Origin of the sequence: Promicromonospora sp. NPDC057138, from assembly GCF_042670845.1 — a bacterium.
In the GTDB taxonomy this organism is placed as follows: domain Bacteria; phylum Actinomycetota; class Actinomycetes; order Actinomycetales; family Cellulomonadaceae; genus Promicromonospora.
This window is the reverse complement of sequence record NZ_JBHUUX010000001.1, coordinates 95,669-112,763: the sequence shown is the minus strand read 5'-3', so window position 1 is coordinate 112,763 and position 17,095 is coordinate 95,669. Positions and strand designations below refer to the sequence as shown.

General features: G+C 70.6%; 16 protein-coding genes and 1 tRNA gene. 9 read left to right on the top strand and 8 right to left on the bottom strand.

Annotated elements, in window-relative coordinates; all coding sequences use genetic code 11:
- Position 1 precedes the first annotated feature (1 nt).
- Positions 2-490, bottom strand: a complete 489-nt coding sequence (locus tag ACFT2C_RS00525) for an FHA domain-containing protein (RefSeq protein ID WP_377205050.1) — start codon at positions 488-490, stop codon at positions 2-4.
- 10 nt (positions 491-500) lie between these two features.
- Positions 501-1,217 (bottom strand): DUF3662 and FHA domain-containing protein, encoded by a 717-nt coding sequence (locus ACFT2C_RS00520; RefSeq protein ID WP_020017306.1) that lies wholly within the window; start codon positions 1,215-1,217, stop codon positions 501-503.
- Positions 1,218-1,457: 240 nt separating this feature from the next.
- On the opposite strand from ACFT2C_RS00520, the gene ACFT2C_RS00515 reads away from it, so the two are divergent.
- A tRNA-Leu gene (locus ACFT2C_RS00515) sits at positions 1,458-1,541 on the top strand.
- 204 nt (positions 1,542-1,745) lie between these two features.
- On the opposite strand, the gene ACFT2C_RS00510 is transcribed toward ACFT2C_RS00515, so the two are convergent.
- On the bottom strand, positions 1,746-2,975 hold the full coding sequence (locus ACFT2C_RS00510; protein ID WP_377205049.1) for an anhydro-N-acetylmuramic acid kinase: 1,230 nt from the start codon (positions 2,973-2,975) through the stop codon (positions 1,746-1,748).
- Between the two features lie 72 nt (positions 2,976-3,047).
- On the opposite strand from ACFT2C_RS00510, the gene ACFT2C_RS00505 reads away from it, so the two are divergent.
- The gene (locus tag ACFT2C_RS00505; RefSeq protein ID WP_377205048.1) at positions 3,048-3,896 is read left to right on the top strand and encodes a class I SAM-dependent methyltransferase; all 849 of its coding nucleotides are present in this window, start codon (positions 3,048-3,050) and stop codon (positions 3,894-3,896) included.
- 225 nt (positions 3,897-4,121) lie between these two features.
- A complete protein-coding gene (locus ACFT2C_RS00500) occupies positions 4,122-5,897 on the top strand; it encodes a hypothetical protein (protein ID WP_377205047.1) in 1,776 nt (591 codons plus the stop codon).
- On the opposite strand, the gene ACFT2C_RS00495 is transcribed toward ACFT2C_RS00500, so the two are convergent.
- On the bottom strand, positions 5,887-6,714 hold the full coding sequence (locus ACFT2C_RS00495; RefSeq protein ID WP_377205046.1) for an alpha/beta fold hydrolase: 828 nt from the start codon (positions 6,712-6,714) through the stop codon (positions 5,887-5,889). The two genes, ACFT2C_RS00500 and ACFT2C_RS00495, sit on opposite strands and share 11 nt — an antisense overlap.
- A gap of 461 nt (positions 6,715-7,175) precedes the next feature.
- Between ACFT2C_RS00495 and ACFT2C_RS00490 the strand changes: the two genes are divergently transcribed.
- The 3 genes from ACFT2C_RS00490 to ACFT2C_RS00480 all read left to right on the top strand — a co-directional run bounded on the left by ACFT2C_RS00490 (position 7,176) and on the right by ACFT2C_RS00480 (position 9,745).
- On the top strand, positions 7,176-8,111 hold the full coding sequence (locus tag ACFT2C_RS00490) for an NAD(P)H-binding protein (protein ID WP_377205045.1): 936 nt from the start codon (positions 7,176-7,178) through the stop codon (positions 8,109-8,111).
- Entirely contained in the window at positions 8,108-9,340 is a 1,233-nt protein-coding gene (locus ACFT2C_RS00485; RefSeq protein WP_377205044.1) for an alpha/beta hydrolase, read from the top strand. Before ACFT2C_RS00490 ends, ACFT2C_RS00485 begins: the two co-directional genes overlap by 4 nt.
- Before the next feature lie 111 nt (positions 9,341-9,451).
- Positions 9,452-9,745, top strand: coding sequence for a hypothetical protein (locus ACFT2C_RS00480; RefSeq protein ID WP_377205043.1), 294 nt, complete (start codon positions 9,452-9,454; stop codon positions 9,743-9,745).
- A gap of 12 nt (positions 9,746-9,757) precedes the next feature.
- Here the strand turns inward: ACFT2C_RS00480 and ACFT2C_RS00475 are convergent, their stop codons facing one another.
- Positions 9,758-10,381, bottom strand: a complete 624-nt coding sequence (locus tag ACFT2C_RS00475) for a DUF1992 domain-containing protein (protein WP_377205042.1) — start codon at positions 10,379-10,381, stop codon at positions 9,758-9,760.
- A gap of 125 nt (positions 10,382-10,506) precedes the next feature.
- Between ACFT2C_RS00475 and ACFT2C_RS00470 the strand changes: the two genes are divergently transcribed.
- On the top strand, positions 10,507-12,462 hold the full coding sequence (locus tag ACFT2C_RS00470; RefSeq protein ID WP_377205041.1) for a SigE family RNA polymerase sigma factor: 1,956 nt from the start codon (positions 10,507-10,509) through the stop codon (positions 12,460-12,462).
- Positions 12,463-12,501: 39 nt separating this feature from the next.
- Here the strand turns inward: ACFT2C_RS00470 and ACFT2C_RS00465 are convergent, their stop codons facing one another.
- Together ACFT2C_RS00465 and ACFT2C_RS00460 are read right to left on the bottom strand one after the other, a co-directional pair.
- On the bottom strand, positions 12,502-12,879 hold the full coding sequence (locus tag ACFT2C_RS00465) for a hypothetical protein (RefSeq protein WP_377205040.1): 378 nt from the start codon (positions 12,877-12,879) through the stop codon (positions 12,502-12,504).
- A gap of 29 nt (positions 12,880-12,908) precedes the next feature.
- Entirely contained in the window at positions 12,909-13,343 is a 435-nt protein-coding gene (locus tag ACFT2C_RS00460) for a nucleotidyltransferase family protein (protein ID WP_377205039.1), read from the bottom strand.
- A 361-nt stretch (positions 13,344-13,704) separates the two neighbouring features.
- Between ACFT2C_RS00460 and ACFT2C_RS00455 the strand changes: the two genes are divergently transcribed.
- Positions 13,705-14,874 carry a pyridoxal phosphate-dependent aminotransferase gene (locus tag ACFT2C_RS00455; RefSeq protein WP_377205038.1) on the top strand — a complete coding sequence of 390 codons (1,170 nt, stop codon included), beginning with the start codon at positions 13,705-13,707 and terminating at the stop codon, positions 14,872-14,874.
- Here ACFT2C_RS00455 and ACFT2C_RS00450 read toward each other — a convergent pair whose 3' ends face one another.
- Positions 14,875-15,339, bottom strand: coding sequence for a DUF6328 family protein (locus tag ACFT2C_RS00450; protein ID WP_377205037.1), 465 nt, complete (start codon positions 15,337-15,339; stop codon positions 14,875-14,877).
- A 153-nt stretch (positions 15,340-15,492) separates the two neighbouring features.
- On the opposite strand from ACFT2C_RS00450, the gene ACFT2C_RS00445 reads away from it, so the two are divergent.
- Positions 15,493-17,055 carry a hypothetical protein gene (locus ACFT2C_RS00445; RefSeq protein ID WP_377205036.1) on the top strand — a complete coding sequence of 521 codons (1,563 nt, stop codon included), beginning with the start codon at positions 15,493-15,495 and terminating at the stop codon, positions 17,053-17,055.
- Positions 17,056-17,095: the final 40 nt, after the last annotated feature.

The following is a 17,095-nucleotide window of genomic DNA, read 5'->3' as shown; positions in this document are numbered from 1 at the left end:
GTCATCCCTGGAGCTCGACGACGGACTGTCCGATCTGCACACCCACACCTGGGGCGAGCGGGATGATGCCCTGCACCCGCTCCTCGCCGATGTAGGTGCCGTTCGTGGAGCCGAGGTCCTCCACGAACCACTGGCCGCCCTGGGGGAAGATCCGCGCATGGCGCGACGACGAGTAGTCGTCGTCGAGCACGAGGGTGCAGCTTGGCGCGCGCCCGATCAGGACGCCGGACGAGGTGAGCGGGATGGTGGTCCCCGTGAGGGGGCCCGCCACCACGACGAGCCGCGACGGGCCACCCCGCTGGGGCGCGCGAGGCGCGCTGCCACCGGCTCCCGCCGGGGCCGGCCCCGCGAGCTCCGGCCGGCGCCGTCGGCTGCCGGCTGTGCGTGGTCCCGCCAGGTCGCGCCGGAGCACGGCGACGGCGGAGAGCACGAACACCCACAGCAGCACGAGGTAGCCCAGCCGGAGCAGGGTGAACGTCAGCTCGCTCATTTCGGGTTCTTCACCAGTCCTCGTTGTCTGCGCCGGAAGCACTGCCGGTCCAGAACATGATGCGGGTACGGCCGATGGTCATCGTGTTGCCGTCGAGCAGCGTCGCGGCCGGGACCTGATGGCCCTCCACGTACAGGCCGTTCGTCGAGCCCATGTCGGTGGCGACGACACCATCGGGTGTCACGCGGATCTCGAGGTGGCGCCGGGAGACACCCGGGTCGTCCACCACGATGTCCGCCTCGGCGTCGCGTCCGATGACGGTCACGGGCCCGGTGAGCAGGTATCGCTGTCCGTCGATGTCGATGAGCGGGTGCCGGCCGGTCGGCGCGCCGGACGTCGCCGGGGCGACGCTTCCCTGCACGCTGCGCGACCGCACGGTGAAGCGGCCGGGAACCAGCTCGTACTGCTCGTCGAACGTCACGCTCACGGGGCCCACGAACGCATAGTGCTGCGTCGCGGCATACGCCGTGATGTTGGACGCGAGCTCGTCGGCGAGGGTCTGTGCACCCCACGCCTCGATCTGGGCGAAGTCGTCGGGAGCGAGCTCGATGGTGAACTCGTTCGGTGCGACGGTACGGTCGCGGCCGACGACCGCGGCACGGTCGTCCAGCTCGCGTCGCAGCCTGCTCGCCAGTTCGACGGGCTTCACTTCGCCACGTCCCACCTTGGCGAACGCGTTGTTCATCATGCGCTCCACGCTCTTCTCGAAGCGGTCCAGGGCGCCCATGCCACCTCCTTCCAGGGTCTGCGCCGGGCAGACTACCTAGATCGTATAGACCGGTAGGTCCCCGCAGACTCCATTACTGTGGATGTCCTGCGGATCTTCTCCGATCTTCCCTCAGGTGGCGCGGTGAGGAGGAGGTGTGGGCGGATCCGCACGCTACTAGACCTGCGGCGGGACGTGAACCACTTCACCGTTATTGGATTCGGAGTCACCCTCTGCGCCGTGCTAGCCTCATCCAGCAGCGCGCGAGTGGCGGAATAGGCAGACGCGCACGGTTCAGGTCCGTGTGCCCGAAAGGGCGTGGGGGTTCAACTCCCCCCTCGCGCACGTTGTTACGAGAGGCCCCGACTCCATGAGTCGGGGCCTTCGTCATGCCCGAACCCATCACGGCGCCTTGGGCGCCCGATATGGGTACTTCTTCCCGCAGCCAGAGCCGCGGATCAGGGAGTTGTCAGACGCCCCCCACGTTGTCAGACGTACAGGTCACCCGGGTGACCTGTACGTCTGACACGTCCGGCAAGGTCTGACAGGTCACTTGGGGCTCGAGATGACCAACCTCGTCGGCTGCCCGACGGCGGCGGCCCGGCCCGGCGGGAAGCGCCCGTCCGCGCCCGGCGTCACCGAGCCCAGCACGCTCGGGTGCCGCGCACCCGTGCCGCCTGGCAGCACGCCGGGCAGGCCGTGCCAGGTGTGCCAGCCGAGTACCGCGAACGCCAGCGCCTCCTTGGCCTGGCTCGGCACGCCCAGCTCGTCGGAGGTCCGGACGGCGACGCCCGGCAGCTCCTCCCGGAGCGCCGCCATCAGCACGGGGTTGTGGGTACCGCCGCCCGAGGCGACGAGCTCGATGGCGGTGCCCCGGACGGCGTCGGCCACGGTGCGGGCGGTGAGCGCTACGAGGGTGGCGAGCAGGTCCTCGGGCGTCGGCGCCGTGGGTCCGAGGTGCGCCAGCAGGTAGTCCAGGTGGAAGAGCTCCTTGCCGGTCGACTTCGGTGCGGGGCGTGCGTAGTAGGGCTCGTCGAGCAGACGCTCGAGGAGCGCGGGGACGACGCGGCCCCGGGCGGCGAGGGCGCCGTCGGCGTCGAAGGTCTGGCGGCCGTCCGTGACGTGTCGCGTTGCGGCGTCGAGCAGCGCGCAGGCCGGGCCGGTGTCGAAGGCGAGCGGGGTCGCCGGCCCCCGCAGCACCGTCACGTTCGCGATGCCGCCCAGGTTGAGCGCGACGCCGGAGCCGGGCCGGCCCGCGAGCCACAGCGCGTCGAACAGGCTGACCAGGGGAGCGCCCTGGCCGCCCGCGGCGACGTCGCGTGTGCGCAGGCCCGAGACCACGGGCAGCCCCGTCGCCTCGGCGATCCAGGCGGGCTCGCCGATCTGCAGGGTGCCGCGGACAACGCCGTCGGACGCCCAGTGGAAGACGGTCTGCCCGTGCGAGACGACGAGGTCGGCGCGGCCGGCGCAGAGCTCCGCCACGGCACGCGCGGCGACGTCGGCGAAGATCTGCCCGATCCCGGTGTCCAGTCGGCACACCGTCTCCAAGGTGGCCGACGCCGGCGGAAGCGCCGCGACGAGCTCCGACCGGAGCGCCTGCGGGTAGGGGACGGAGAGATGGCCGAGCGGGGTGAGCTTCAAGGTGTCGCCGATGAGCCGGAGCTCGCAGGCGGCGGCGTCCACGGCGTCGTGGGACGTGCCGGACATGAGGCCGACTACCCGCAGAGCCCTCGATGTCTCCACAGGTGAAAACCGGATTTCAGGCAACGGCTCGGCCATCAGATCGACTCCTCCGGTCATCTTTACGGGAGTGTTAGCCCATTGGTCCAACTTTGCGCCACAATCTCCACCATGCTTGACGTCTCGATCGCCCCAGCTCCGGCGCCGGATGCGCCGTTCGAGGACCACATCGAATGGGCGCGCAGCGCCCCTGCGACTCCTTCGACCCCAGCAGCACTGTTCACGGGCGGTCTCGACGACGCCCCCGTCGAAGACCGTCTCACGATCGACTCACCGGAGTGGGACTACCCAGCCCTCGCCCGCGAGATCGTGGTCAAGTCCCGCGGTGCCGTGCTCGACATCGGCACCGGCACCGGCGACTTCTTCGCGGGCCTCGGCCCGCTTCCCAAGGGTTCGGCCGCCACGGAGTCCGGCCCGGCCTTCCTCGTCGCCCGACGACGCCTGGAGCCGCTCGGCGTGGACGTGCGCCGTGCGGAGCCGTCCTGGGCGGGCGACGTGCTGCTGCCGTTCTTCGACGGCCAGTACAGCGTGGTGCTCAGCCGGTTCGGCACGATCGACCCCGACGAGGCGGGGCGCGTGCTGGAGCCGGGTGGGACGTTCCTCACCGAGCAGGTGGACACGCGAGACGGCATCGCCCTGAACCAGGCGCTCCGAGTGCCGCTCGGCTGGGACCCGGACGGCGTCACCGTCGACGTCATCTCTGACGGGCTCGTCGCCTCCGGCCTGGAGATCGTGGAGGCCAAGGAGTACGCGGGAACGCGCACGTTCAAGGACCTGTCGTCCGTGCTCTGGTACCTGCGGATGGCGGCGTGGCAGGTGCCGGACCTCGCCGAGCTCACCCCGGCCGCCGTCCGGCGGCACGAGGCGGGGCTCCGCGCGCTGCACATGCACTTCGCGACGGGCAACGTGCTCGTCGACGAGGCGCCGCGCATCCTCGTCAGGGCGCGCCGCCCCTTCTGAGGACGCCCGAGCCGGCCGAGACCCCTGTCTCGGCCGGCGCGGCGAGCCCGGCCTCTGGGACGGGCCACGCAGCGGGTGAACTTAGGGGGTGAAGTCCGACGGAGTTCCGCCGATCCTCGGCAGATGTTGCTTTCCGGCCGTCTCCGCGGCGGGTTACGTTTCGCGACGCCCGGGACCGACGACGGACCCGGCGCCACGTCCTGTCACGGATCGCGAAGGACCCCTATGAACCCCATGTCCCTCGGCGACGCCCATCCCGCGCTCGCCGTACCCCCTCGCAGCATCGCCCGGCGCTGGCGCGCCGGCGCATCGCTCGCCGCACTCACCCTGGTCGCCACGCCGCTCGTCGCGGTGCCCGCGTCCGCCGCGGAAACGGCCGCCGCGCCGGCCTTCACCGGGACCGTCGAGATCGACGGCGTCGCAGCGGTGGGCTCCGTGCTCACCCTCGACGAGACCGGCGGAAGCTGGGCGCCCGAGCCCGAGAGCCGCACCTACGCGTGGCTCCTCAGCGACGACGCGGCGCTCGACGCCTCCGACGTCCCCGTCGAGGGTGCGACCGACGCGTCCCTCACGCTGCTGCCCGCACACCTCGGCAAGTACGTGATCGGCACGGTCGCAGCGACCGCGGCCGGCGAGACGAGCGACCCCGTCGCCGCGGCCGCCGCAGGACCTGTGGCCGCCGCCGCCTTCACGACCACGACGCCGCAGATCAACGGCACCGTCAAGGTCGGCGGCCTCGTCGGCGCCACGACCGGCCATTTCTCCCCCACGGCGTCCGTGACGTACCGGTGGGAGGCGAACGGCGACCCGATCTCCGGCGCGACCAGCCGCACCTACACGATCCCGAGCAGCCTGCACGGCGCCAAGCTCACCGTCACGGTGACCGGGTCGAAGCCTGGCTACACGACGAAGAGCGTCACGTCGGCGGCGTCCGTCGTCATGAAGCCGTTCGACCGGGCGTCCTCCCCGACCATCAGCGGCACGCTCCGCGTCGGCCAGACCCTGACCGCGAACCGCGGCACCTGGTCGCCCAGCCCGTCGGTGGTCACCTACCAGTGGCGCGCCGAGGGCCGGCCGATCGCGGGCGCCACGAGCAGCACCTACAGGCTCACGCGCGCCGAGCACGGCAAGAACATCTCCGTCGAGATCGTCGGCCGCAAGTACGCGTACCTGCCGACCACGCGCCGCAGCGCGGCCACCGACACCGTCAAGTGGCCGGTCGGCATCAGCACGCCGCACGTGACGACGCAGCCCACGCGCTACGTGGACACGACGCCGGGCCGGACCGTGACGCTCAAGGTCTCGGCCACCGGCGGCAGCCTGAAGTACCAGTGGCAGCGCTGGACCCCCGCGAGCGGCACCTGGAGCAACGTCGGGGCGAACAGCTCGACGTACCGGTTCACCGCCGCGACGGCGCACGATCTCAACCGGTTCCGCGCGGTCGTGTCGAACATGGCCGGCACGGACACCAGCAACCGCACCTACATGTGGGTGCAGTCGTCGATGTCGTCGCCGTTCCAGGCGAACCAGTGGTTCGGCCTCTGGAACTACAACGCCGCCGTCACCGAGTCGGTCGACGACTTCGAGGGGTACCTGGCCGCCAGCGTGTATGTCTGCGCAGCGCCGGGCTACTACGTGACCGGCGACGTGTCCGTGCAGTTCATCGGCAGCAACGGCCATGTCTACCCGGGCGAGGGCCAGGAGATGTCGGATCACGTCTCGCACGGCGTGGCCCTCAACGCCGACGGCTGCGGCTACTTCAACGCGTACTCAAAGGCTCCCCAGTCGGTCCGGGTGGGCGGCCGCTGGCGCGTCACCGACCGGTCCGACGGCCAGGTCATGCACCAGTACGTGAAGTACGAGCGCTTCGTGCCCGACGCCGACGCCCCCGACGCTCCGGTCATCAACGCGCTCGGCGGGCCGGACGCCGGCGTGACCCAGCTCGGCACCACGCCCGGGTTCGCCCCGGTCGACCAGGCGCGAGCACAGCTCACCGACTGATGCCGAGGAGGCGGGCGACCGCCTCCGCCATCGCCTCCGGCGGCACGTCGGTCCCCTGCCCAGGCAGGGTCACCCGACGTGCCGCCGGGAGCGCGGCCGCCAGCGACTCCGCGGCGGCCGCCACCGTCGCGGGACTCGCGGTGCCGTCGGCCACCAGTACCGGCTGGGTGATCACGTCCCAGCGGCCCATCAGGGCCCTTCGGCCCAGCGCGACCCCGGCGAGGATCCGCCCGTCGTGGGCGATCGTCTCCGCCATCGCCTCGAGGTCCGCCCACGACGCAGAAGCCCGCATCCGCGGCAGCAGCCGGCACGGCATACCCACGACGTCGAGGAACAGCTCGACGGCGCTGCCCGGGTCGCCCACCTCGATGCAGGCCTCGACCCCCGCGATCATCCGAGGGTCGGCCGGCGGCTCGCCGCTCGCCACGTCGTACGTGGGCTCGTAGCAGAGGACGCCGGTGACCCAAGCACCGAGATCGGCCGCCGCGCGCAGCGCCAGGAAGGCCCCCGAGGAGATGCCCAGGAGTGCGGCCGGGCCCGTGACCTCCAGCAACGCGGCGATGTCGTCGACCTCCCGGTCCACGCTGTACGGGGGAGTGTTTCCGCTCCCGCCCCGGCCGCGCCGGTCGTACCGCAGCGTGGTCGCCCGGTCCCCGAGCTCCGACGCCACGGCGAGCGTGACGGGCAGGCGGTGGGCGAGCACGCCGTCGACCACCACAATCGCGGGCGCCAGGCCGGGGGTGGGGCCGGTCAGGTCGTACGCGATCCGGGTGCCGTCGGCCGACGTCGTGAAGGCGTCGGCGCTGATGGTCGTCATGCAGGGCAGACGGAGCGACGCCCCAAAAGTCGTCGCCCGGACCGGTGCTCGGGGCTACGGATTTCGCCGCGAGGAAAAAACCTGTGCGCCCGCGATCGGGGAGCGTAGGTTCGGGGGCACATGAGAAGGGAGGTGATCCGAGAAGTGATTTCACATCGGACCCATGAGGTGGTCGCGCGCTAGTCGCGTGACGCTGTAAGCGTTTCGCGCCGACGGCGGTCGGACGGCTCAGCACGGGGCCTTCCTGATCTGCTCAGGCGCAACGGGACATGGTGGCGAGTTCCTCGCGACCACCGGAGCCCGCGGGTGCCGTGCCCTCGTCCAGCACGGCTGACACACGTCGCCCCGCGGGCTTTCCCCTGCCCGCGCCCGGAGCTCGGCGTGCCCTCGGGCGCGTGATCGGCTGACGATTCACCCGGCCACGCCCGGCTCGTCGCCCGTGCGCCGATTACGGTGAGGGGATGACGCCCGCGTCGCGCGACCGGCTCGTCGTCCTCACCGGGGCCGACGGCCGTCTCGGATCCAGGCTTGCCTTCCGTGTCGCCGCGGCGGGTGGTCAGCAGCGCCTCCTGATCAGCGGCCGGGGCACGACCCCCCGCCTGCCCGACGGCGCCCCGCTCCCGGAGGCCGAAGTCGTCGCCATCCCGTCCGACGTCGACACCAGGGCCCTGGCCAGCGCGTTCGAGGGCGCGCACGCGGTGTTTCTCGTGCCGAGCCAGGTGCGCCCTGGGCGGCTCGACAAGCACCGCGCGGCCATCGACGCGGCAGTGCTGGCCGGGGTCCGGCACGTGGTCTACGTGTCGTCGATCGGCGCGAGGCCGGAGGCCATAGCGTCCGCCGCCCGCGACGACTGGCTCACCGAGGAGTACCTGCGCGGCACCGACATGCGGTGGACGATGCTGCGGACGGCGATGTTCCACCGCACGCTGACGTTCGCGGTCTACGACGAGTCGCACGGCTCCGGTCATGACACCGTGCTCCGCGCGCCCGCGGGGAACGGCCGCGTCGCCTTGGTTTCCCACGACGACGTGGCCGACGCCGCCACCGCCGTGCTGCTGGACGAGAACCCGAAGCGCCACGCCGGCCGGACCTACCGGCTGACCGGGCCCGAGGCGCTGAGCCTCGATGAGGTGGCCGCGGCGCTGACCCGGATCGTGGGGCGGGGTGTCCGCTACGTGCCGCAGACCGTCGACCAGGCACGCGCCCTCTTTTACCGTTCGACGGCCTCAGAGGTCGAGGACTGGATCACACAGTGCCAGGCGATCGAGGCGGGAGTGCTCGCGGAGGTGAGCCCCGACGTCGCGCAGCTGGCGGGGCGTGCGGCGCGGTCCTTGGAGGCCTGGCTCGACGACTACCCGACGGAGTGGGCGCATCTCCGGTTACCGTCAGTGAGATGACGAGCCTCTCCCCGGGTCTGGAAAACGGTACGACGCCGGAGCAGGCGTGGGAGCCCGACGTGCTGCCGGGCTTCGAGCGCCTGACCCTTCCGCTGCAGCCTGACGAGGAGGAGGAGACCGAGGTGGTGGCGACCCTGGTGCGCCGCGCCCGGTCCGCTCCGGACCGGTCAGACGATGCGGAGCCGCTCCGTGGACTGCGCCGAGTCGGCGCGGAGAACCCGCAGGTGGCGCGGCTGTGGGACGAGCTGTCGGAGCTGGGCCGGCGGCTGCACCTGCGGGGCGCCACGCGCCCGCACCTCGATGCCGTGCCGGCCGCGGAACCCGGGGCCGAGGACGAGGTCTGGGCAGCACAGGACGGCGAGCGGCGGGGCGACGCGCCCGACGTCGGCGTCGACGTCCTGTACGTCCACGGCTGGCTCGACTACTTCTTCCAGACCCACCTCGCGGACTTCTGGGAATCGCTCGGGGTTCGGTTCTACGCGCTCGACCTGCGGCGTTACGGCCGCAGCCTGCGCGAGGGCCAGACCCCTGGGTACGTGCGCGGCCTCACCATCTACGACGAGGACATCGAGGCGGCGCTCGACGCCATGGGGCACGGGCGTGCCGACCAGCCCGAGCGCAAGCTCGTGCTCATGGGCCACTCCACCGGCGGCCTGACCGTCAGCCTGTGGACGGCGCGCAACCAGGAGCGGGTGGCCGGGCTCGTGCTGAACTCGCCCTGGCTGGAGTTCCAGCCTCGGGAGGCGGTGCGCAAGCTCATGGAGCCCGGCATCCGGGTGCAGTCCGTGCTCGTGCCGCGCAGCCAGCTCGTCAACCTGGACCGCGGCCTCTACGCGCGCTCCATCTCGTCGCGGTTCGACGGCGAGTGGGACTACGACACCACCTGGCGGCCCGACGCCGGATGGCGGCCCACTCCCGCCTGGCTCGCCGCGATCTTCCGGGGACAGGACGAGGTGGCGCGGGGGCTCCGAATCGACCTACCGGTGCTGGTGCTGCTCAGCGCGCGCAGCACCCTCCCGACGCGGTGGAGCGAGGAGATGAAGAGCTCCGACTCGGTGCTGGACGTGATCGGCATCGCCCGCCGGGTGCCCGACATCGGCGCGCTCGTCACGCTCGCGCGCATCGACGGCGGCCTCCACGACGTAACCCTCTCCGCCAAACCGGCGCGCGATCAGGTGTGGCGCCAGACGCGGCGCTGGTTCCACGGCTACGTGCTCGCCAAGGCCTGACACCAGCGGCCTGTTCGCTGGTTTTCCGTCGGCTCTGGCGATGCGGGGGCCATGGTGGGATCCTGGAATCGAGGTGCCCACATCGACGTCGGGCACGAGGGGCGATGTGCCATGACAACGCACCAGGAGACCCATCCCCGGGCTCGCCGGGGCGGGCCGTTTCTCGCTCGCGGCGAGACCACCGTCGGGATCGTCGCGCTCATCCTCGGGATGCTGATCTCGCAGGGAGCAGCCGAGGGGGTGACGATCGCGGGCTGCCTGGCCATGGCCGCCGGAGCGCTGTTCGGCAAGTTAGGCGCGAGCTGGGGCCGTATGGCCGTGGTCGCGGGGCTGGGATTCACGCTCGGTTCGCTGCCCTACTGGCTGACCACCGTCGTGGTCATCGTGACCGCGTACGGCTTCTGACCCCAAGGCTCGTCACTTCCACCACGGTCTGTTCTCCGACGTCGTCGGCTCGTGTCGCGCGGCCGGCGTCTGGCTGGCGCTCGCCGCGCGCCGAGCAGAGCGCCGTTCTTCCCATCGCCTGACCTCCTCGTCGACGTCCCGGGTGGGCGTGACGACCGGGGGACCACCCTGGAGCTGGCGCCGGGCGTCGACGACGCGGGCGTTGAACTCCGTGACGATCTCCCGGACGCGCGTCTCCATCGCCTCGAGGTCGAGCTTGTCGTCCAGCTCGGCGTCGTCCTTGCGAAGCTGAGCCGACGGCAGGAGGCCGGAGATGTTCTCGCGCTCGATCAGGCCCTTGACCCACCAGTCGGGGTCGTGGGTGCTGGTCAGCCCGGGGATCGGCTTGCCCTGGAGGGGGAGGTTGTCGAACTCGCCGCGGCGCATCGCCTGGTCGACCACCACGTCGACGTAGCGGGAGCGCTCCTCGACGCTCATGCTGCCGAGCCGCTTCTTGTCCTCGTCGCTCTCGTTCGCCTCGTCGGACGCGGGGGAGCCTGCCGCCTCCTTGTCGCGCGCCGTCTCCCGGTCCACGCGGTACTGCGCAGCCCGGCGGAGGGGGTCGTTGTCTGCGTCATTGCGCGATCCCGGCGCCATGGAGCCATGTTACAACTTTCACAAGCGGACCGGAAGGGCCGCGACGGCGACTGCGGAATGATCGACCTGGTGAGCCACCGGTCAAGCCGAGCAACCTTCGTATCCGCTCGCCCGTGGTGGGTGGCATGAACGCGGAAACTTCCGAGCGGCCGGTCGTCGACCCGGCGCGTGCCCACGTCCAGGTCACTGAGGACAGAGACGCGGAGTTCGTGGCTTTCGTTGGGACGGCAGGCCCGTATCTGTACCGGACGGCGCACCTGCTCTGCGGCGACACCTACCAGGCGGAGGAACTAGTCCAGGCCACGTTTGAACGGACCTACCGAGCATGGTCGAAGGCGCGCGCGGGGGAGCCCCGCGCCTACGCGCGTCGGATCCTGATGAACCTGCGGATCGACGGTTGGCGCAAGGAGCGACGATCCTCGGTGACCGACGACGGCGTCGTCCCGATCTCACCCGCGCCGGACCATGCGCACGACGTCGCGGTGCGGGACGAGCTGGGCCGGGCTCTGCGCGCGCTCCCCACGCGGCAGCGGCGCGTCGTGGTCCTGCGGCACCTGCTCGATCTGCCGGAGGCGCAGGTCGCCGGCGAGCTCGGCATTTCGGTCGGAACGGTGAAGTCCACCAACGCGCGCGGCCTAGCGCGACTGCGCTCTCTGTTGAGCGCATCCGCGATCGAGGCCGTGCCGGAGTTTCATGCGGACGGTCACCAGGTTCTTCGCCAGGCCCGGAAAGCGGCCCGACGCTGGAGGGTGGCCCAGGGCGCGGTCGCCGTCGCAAGCGTGCTCGTGGTGGTGCTTGGCCTGCTTCTGGCAGGGCCGGTCCGCGTTCCTGGGATCGGGCCGGTGGTGCTGCCGGGCAGCGAGTGGCTGCGTGAAGTGCTCGGGCTGGACGGGCGAGGCCTGGCCGGTCTGTCGTCGGACCACGTCGATGACGTCGGGTGCACGCGTTCCGACGACGACGCACCCACGACGCCGGCCGAGACGACCGCTGCGGACTGGGGAGACTTCACCATTATCGGGGTGATCGACCTCGCGGACGCGCACGCTGTCGGACCCTGCTCTGACGGGGCTGACGTGGCTGTCGACCACAGGATCGTTCTGGGAACTCGTTGGGTCGATGTCGACGCAAGCACGTTGGGAGCCCACGAGAGCGTGCTCGACTGGTCCGATCAGGATTACTTGTTCGACGGCGACCGCCTCACGGGACCGTCCATCCTGGTTGCGCAGATTCCGAGCAAGGGCTCGCGGGAAGCCACGACCGTCGCACGGACGGAGCAGATCGACGGTCGCTGGTCATACGGCATCGGCCTCGTGCGGGAGGGGGATCGAGCGGCCTGGTTCGAGACGACGAACACCCAGATCACCGGGACATCGCCGTGGACGTTGAGGATGCTGGACACCGACGGCAGCGTGAAGACCGTCAGCGACTCCGCGGCGCTGAAGGTCGCCGAGGCCGGTGCGGTGGCGCTCTCGGACGACATGATCGGCTGGACGACCGCACTGACGAGCCAGTCGACGGGATGTACCAAGGCCCTCCACACAGCGGCTCTCGGGGACTCCGGGTCGTCCCGCCCGAACGTCCGCGAGCGGGTCTGCGCACTGGCGTCGTCGCCGGGAGGCGTGGTGGTCGCCTACCAAGAGGGGTCCGGAGGCCCGGGCATCGGTGCGGGCGACGGTGGCTTGACCGTGGTGGAACTGGTCTTGAGCCAGGCCGACACCACGACCTTGCTGTCTCTCAGGAACGATGACCTCGAGGACGAGCCGGTGTCGGCGGTCGGGTACGACGACGGTCGGCTGGTCCTCGCTGCTGGCGACGTGCTCTACGTGGTGGACGCGCGGACCGGCACCGGCTATCAGCTTCGTGGCGAGTCACCTGCTGCGGCCATCGACGTGTCCGGCGAGACCGTCGTGTGGTCCACGGCGGACGGTGCTGCCTACGCACTCGTCAGCCGGGACGGTGCGCCGAGCGTGTTCCAGCTCTCCCGCGCGCAGGGGACAGTGGGGGTTCACGGTGATCGCATCGTGTGGACCGCGTTCCATGACAATGCCGCAACCATGACGTACGGCCGCGTGCGGTGGTGAGCACGGTATTCGTCCGCTCGTTCCTCGTCCTGCTGGCGCTCAGGTCAGATGGACGTCCAAAGCATCTACGAGCGCGCGCGAGTTCCTGATCATGCTCAAGGTTTCCGCGCCGCTCAAATAGGTCGTCCCGTAGTGAGCGTTGGATTTCTCGGCGAGGACCCGCGCCAGCTTCTTGGCGAGCTCTCGGCCGTCAGGCTGGACTGTGGCGATGAGATTTTCCGCCTGTGCGTGGTCCTGCCCGATCGCGCAACGCCCGAGCCGGGCACCGCAGATCGCATCGGATGCAGCAATCGCAGCCAGTGCGGCCAACCCGCCAGCTACTTGTCGTTCGTCGGGTGCCTCGCCGAGGACCATCTCGCCCACCTCCTGATACTTGCGCGCCGTGGCGGCTCGCACACGGATGTCGCCGCTGGTCATGGGTCGCGTTCGGGGCTGCTGGCGAGGTGTCATCGATGCTCCTGGAGGTACGTGCGGATGTCCGGTCCGGACACAGCACGGGCGTCCGAGCGGAAGGAGTCGACGATCGGGTCCGCGAGACGTACGGCGTCGTGCAGGCGTGCGGGCGTGGTGAGGTAGACCTGGACGGCTTGCCCGGTGGCCGCGCTGAGCTCGTTCCGGAGTTCGTCGGCGAGGTTCTCGGCGACGTCGTCCAACTCGTTGACGACGACCGCGAGATCGACGTCCGAGTCCAGCCTGGCCTCGTCACGCGCGACGGAGCCGAAGACAGCCACCGTCACGGATAGAGGATCGTCAGGACCATGTTCCGCTACAACCTCGGTGACGCGCGACCGGAACTGGGTCCACGGGTCGAGTGCGCTGAAGGCCGCATCGATGGCGGCGAAGCCGAAGTGCTCCCGGTTCAGGGAGTGTGTCAGTGCCATGCCGACACGGGACGGCACAACGATTCCCTGGAGTGCGAGTCGGGAGAGGGCCAACCGGATCCCACTGTCGGAACCCTTGCCGGCGACCCGGTGTACTTCCGTGCCGGTCATGGGCGTACCCGCTCGCCAGAGGACGCGCAGTACTACGGGCTCGAGACCCGAGCCGAAGACGTGCTCTGGGTGGTTCCAGTCCACGATGCCTCTCCTGTGCGCCGCATCCGCTTCCACAATTCTAGCGCTGGATACACAATTATGGAAAAGCAACCACGATTATGGATCTTGTGCCCGGTCCCGGGGAGGACCATCGTCCCGCCAACCCCCGACGCCTCCGTCTGGCCGCTTCGTGGGTCATGATGGCCGCATGAAGGTCTCTCGCCGGTCTCACGTGCCCCCGTTCGCCGTCATGGAGGTGCTCGCCGCCGCGAACGCGCGCCGCGCCACCGGTGCGGACGTGCTCAACCTCTGCGCGGGGGAGCCGTCGACCGGCGCGTCCGACGTCGTGCGCGAGCGCGCCATCGCGCTGCTCCGCGACGGCAACCTCGGCTACACCGAGGCGATGGGCGTCCCTGCCCTGCGCGCCGAGATCGCCGGGCACTACAAGCGCTGGTACGACGTCGACCTCGACCCCGCGCGCATCGCCGTCACCACGGGCTCGAGCGGCGGCTTCGTGCTCGCGTTCCTCGCCGCGTTCGATGTCGGCGACCGGGTGGCCCTCGCCCGGCCCGGCTACCCCGCGTACAAGAACATCCTGTCGGCGCTGGGCTGCGAGGTCGTGGAGCTCGACTGCGGCCCGGAGACCCGCTACCAGCCCACGGTGTCGCAGCTCAACGAGGCGTACTACGGCGGAGGGCTCGACGGCGTCATGGTCGCCTCGCCCGCGAACCCGACCGGCACGATGATCACGCCGGCCGAGCTGGCATCGATCGCGGACTGGTGCGCGGACCACGACGTGCGCCTGATCAGCGACGAGATCTATCACGGCATCGCGTACTCGGACGAGGTGGCACAGGCGACGGCGGCGACGTTCGTCGGCCAGGGTGCCGTCGTCGTGAACTCGTTCTCGAAGTACTGGGCGATGACCGGCTGGCGGCTCGGCTGGCTCGTGCTGCCCGACGAGCTGGTCGCGCCGGTCGACGCCCTCGCGGGCAACGTGGCGCTGTCGCCGCCGGCGCTCGCGCAGCAGGCCGGCATCGCCGCGTTCACGCCCGAGGGATACGCGGCGGCCGCGGAGAACGTGGCCCGGTATGCGTCGTCGCGCACCCTGCTCCTGGAGCGGCTGGGCGAGCTCGGCTGGCGTCCGGTCGCTCCCGCCGACGGCGCGTTCTACCTGTATGGCAACATCGCGTCGTTCGGGTTGGACTCGGTCACCTACTGCGCCCGCCTCCTCGCCGAGGCCGACGTCGCTATCACGCCCGGAACCGATTTCGACGGGGTGCGGGGGCGCGACTGGGTGCGGCTGTCGTTCGCGTCGTCGCTGGACACGGTGTCGCGTGCGGTGGACCGGATAGTGGCCTGGCACAAGACGCTCTGATCAGCCGCGCCGGCGCAGCGTCTCGGGCAGCACCACCCACACGATCGCCAGCACCACCAGCACGCAGGCGCCGACGACGATGCCCTCGGTCCGCCCGACCACGACGTCGAACACGAGCATGGCGGCGCCCGTCATCACCAGGGCGAGCACGCCGAGGGCTATGCGCGTGAGGATGTCGCCCAGAGTGACGATGTTGCTCTTCATCTGCTTGCGGAACAGTGCCCGATGGACGCTGACCGGCGCGACGATGACGGCGGTGGCGATCACCGCCGTCACGACAAGGATCAGGTAGAGGGTGCGCTGGTAGTCGTCCAGGTCGGCAAACCCGGACTGGAACGGGAGCGTCAGCAAGAACCCCGTGAGGATCTGCACGCCGGTCTGCATGACCCGGAGCTCCTGGAGGAGCTCGTTCCAGTTGCGGTCGGCGCGCTCGGCGGGAGATTCGCTGCGTCCGTCGGTCTGCACAGTCCCATTGTCGCAACTGTTACGTAGGTCTGACCCGTGGACAGAAATTCACCCGGTCGCATCACCGCCTCCCGTGGCCGGTCCCTGTCGCCCGGGAGAACATGCGGCTGGTCGGGACGCGTCCGCGTCCCCAGAACGAGGGGGCGTGCAGTGATGAGATCGAAGATGCGTGTGCCGCTGAGCATGGCGCTCGGCGCGACACTGATGATGACCGGCGTTGCGACGTCGAGCATGGCCGTGACGCCTGACGGTGCCGCGTCGCCCGGACCGTCCGCGGGGCAGTCGCAGACCATGACCAGGCAGGTGGATGGCGTCACCGTCACCGCCAAGATCTCGTTGCCCCCGGGTTCGGAGGTGCAGGGATCCATCGTCGGGACGCTGAGCATCACGCACAACGGGACGTCCGCGGCGATGAAGTCCGGGCGCATGACGATGGTCGATCCGGACGACCGGGCTCTCATCGGCCAGCAGTTCGTCGCCTCCGGTACGACCAACGCATGGACCTCGATGGTGCCGTTGTCGGCGGACGCGAAGTCGGGCGTCTACGAGGTCAGCGTGGCCGCCGAGGTCGCGGTGACCACCGACGACGGCGTGGTCACCGTGCCGATCCGCACCACGGACCCGGTGCTGGTGCCGTTCCGGGCGCAGCGCAACATCCCCATGATCTGGACGTCCCCGTCGAGCGCGCCCGCGGGCTCGACCATCTCGGTCTCCGGCGCCGCGAACATGAAGAGCCTGGGCACCGGCGACTACGAGCCGGCCACGGAGCAGGAGGTGAAGCTGTACTTCGACCCGGCGGGCGACGCACCGGAGGCCCTCCGGGCGACCCTCACCACCGACTCGCGCGGCTACTTCACGAGCCGGCAGAAGCCCGGCGGGTCCGGAAAATGGCGGGCCGAGATGCCGATGGCGGACACGGGGGCCCGCGCGATCTGGACCATCACCTCCGCGGAACGAGAGCGCACGACCACGCTGCGGCAGGGCTCGGTCAGCGCGACCCAGGACGGCTACACCGCGGGTGATCACCTGATGACGCACGACGTCGTCGTCGGCCTCGTGCCGGTGCAGCGGCGCGTCGACATCGGCAGCCTCGGCTTCACCATCGGCGGCAAGTCCGGCTGGGTCAGCGCTGAGAGCCAGCGCGGCGAGGGCAGCTTCCCCGACGGGTACCGGGTGCAGCGCGAGCTGGTGCATGCCGGCGTCGGCACGAGCACCGTGACGTTCACCTTCGACCCGACCCTGCCGGCGGGCATCTACGACGTCGGCATCCGCGACGCCATGAAGGCCTGCTCGGCACCGGACTGGGAGGAGAACGACGCCGCCAGCGGCGCGAGCAACTGCACGCACGACGTGCTGGTGCAGGACTCCACGGTCACGACCATCGTGGTGAAGCGCGCCAGCAGCACCACTGTCACGGCGTCGTCGACGTCGCTCCCCGACCCGGGGACCATCACCCTGTCCGGCGGGGTCCGCAAGGTGCTGCTCGTCGGCGAGGGCGGGGCGCAGGAGAAGGCGGCGCCGAACACCCCGGTGGATCTCTACTTCGACTCGGCGGGTGATTCGGCGCCGGTCTACCGGAAGACCGTCACCACCGACTCGGACGGGACCTACTCGACGCCCGTCTCGACCAGCACCTCCGGGACGTGGATCGCGAAGTACGCGGGCACGAGCCTGCAGGCGCCGTCGCGGGCCACGGTGGCTGTGACGGTCGGCTAGCTCGGCTGGTTGGTCCGGGCGCGGCTCGGAAGGTCCGCCT

Bases quoted from the DNA above. Each gene is read 5' to 3' on its own strand.
- ACFT2C_RS00510 (WP_377205049.1), bottom strand. From the start codon at position 2,975: ATGGCCGAGCCGTTGCCTGAAATCCGGTTTTCACCTGTGGAGACATCG.
- ACFT2C_RS00485 (WP_377205044.1), top strand. From the start codon at position 8,108: ATGACGAGCCTCTCCCCGGGTCTGGAAAACGGTACGACGCCGGAGCAG.
- ACFT2C_RS00480 (WP_377205043.1), top strand. From the start codon at position 9,452: ATGACAACGCACCAGGAGACCCATCCCCGGGCTCGCCGGGGCGGGCCG.
- ACFT2C_RS00460 (WP_377205039.1), bottom strand. From the start codon at position 13,343: ATGGCACTGACACACTCCCTGAACCGGGAGCACTTCGGCTTCGCCGCC.
- ACFT2C_RS00525 (WP_377205050.1), bottom strand. From the start codon at position 490: ATGAGCGAGCTGACGTTCACCCTGCTCCGGCTGGGCTACCTCGTGCTG.
- ACFT2C_RS00520 (WP_020017306.1), bottom strand. From the start codon at position 1,217: ATGGGCGCCCTGGACCGCTTCGAGAAGAGCGTGGAGCGCATGATGAAC.
- ACFT2C_RS00490 (WP_377205045.1), top strand. From the start codon at position 7,176: ATGACGCCCGCGTCGCGCGACCGGCTCGTCGTCCTCACCGGGGCCGAC.
- ACFT2C_RS00470 (WP_377205041.1), top strand. From the start codon at position 10,507: ATGAACGCGGAAACTTCCGAGCGGCCGGTCGTCGACCCGGCGCGTGCC.
- ACFT2C_RS00445 (WP_377205036.1), top strand. From the start codon at position 15,493: ATGAGATCGAAGATGCGTGTGCCGCTGAGCATGGCGCTCGGCGCGACA.
- ACFT2C_RS00465 (WP_377205040.1), bottom strand. From the start codon at position 12,879: ATGACCAGCGGCGACATCCGTGTGCGAGCCGCCACGGCGCGCAAGTAT.
- ACFT2C_RS00495 (WP_377205046.1), bottom strand. From the start codon at position 6,714: ATGACGACCATCAGCGCCGACGCCTTCACGACGTCGGCCGACGGCACC.
- ACFT2C_RS00500 (WP_377205047.1), top strand. From the start codon at position 4,122: ATGAACCCCATGTCCCTCGGCGACGCCCATCCCGCGCTCGCCGTACCC.
- ACFT2C_RS00505 (WP_377205048.1), top strand. From the start codon at position 3,048: ATGCTTGACGTCTCGATCGCCCCAGCTCCGGCGCCGGATGCGCCGTTC.
- ACFT2C_RS00475 (WP_377205042.1), bottom strand. From the start codon at position 10,381: ATGGCGCCGGGATCGCGCAATGACGCAGACAACGACCCCCTCCGCCGG.
- ACFT2C_RS00455 (WP_377205038.1), top strand. From the start codon at position 13,705: ATGAAGGTCTCTCGCCGGTCTCACGTGCCCCCGTTCGCCGTCATGGAG.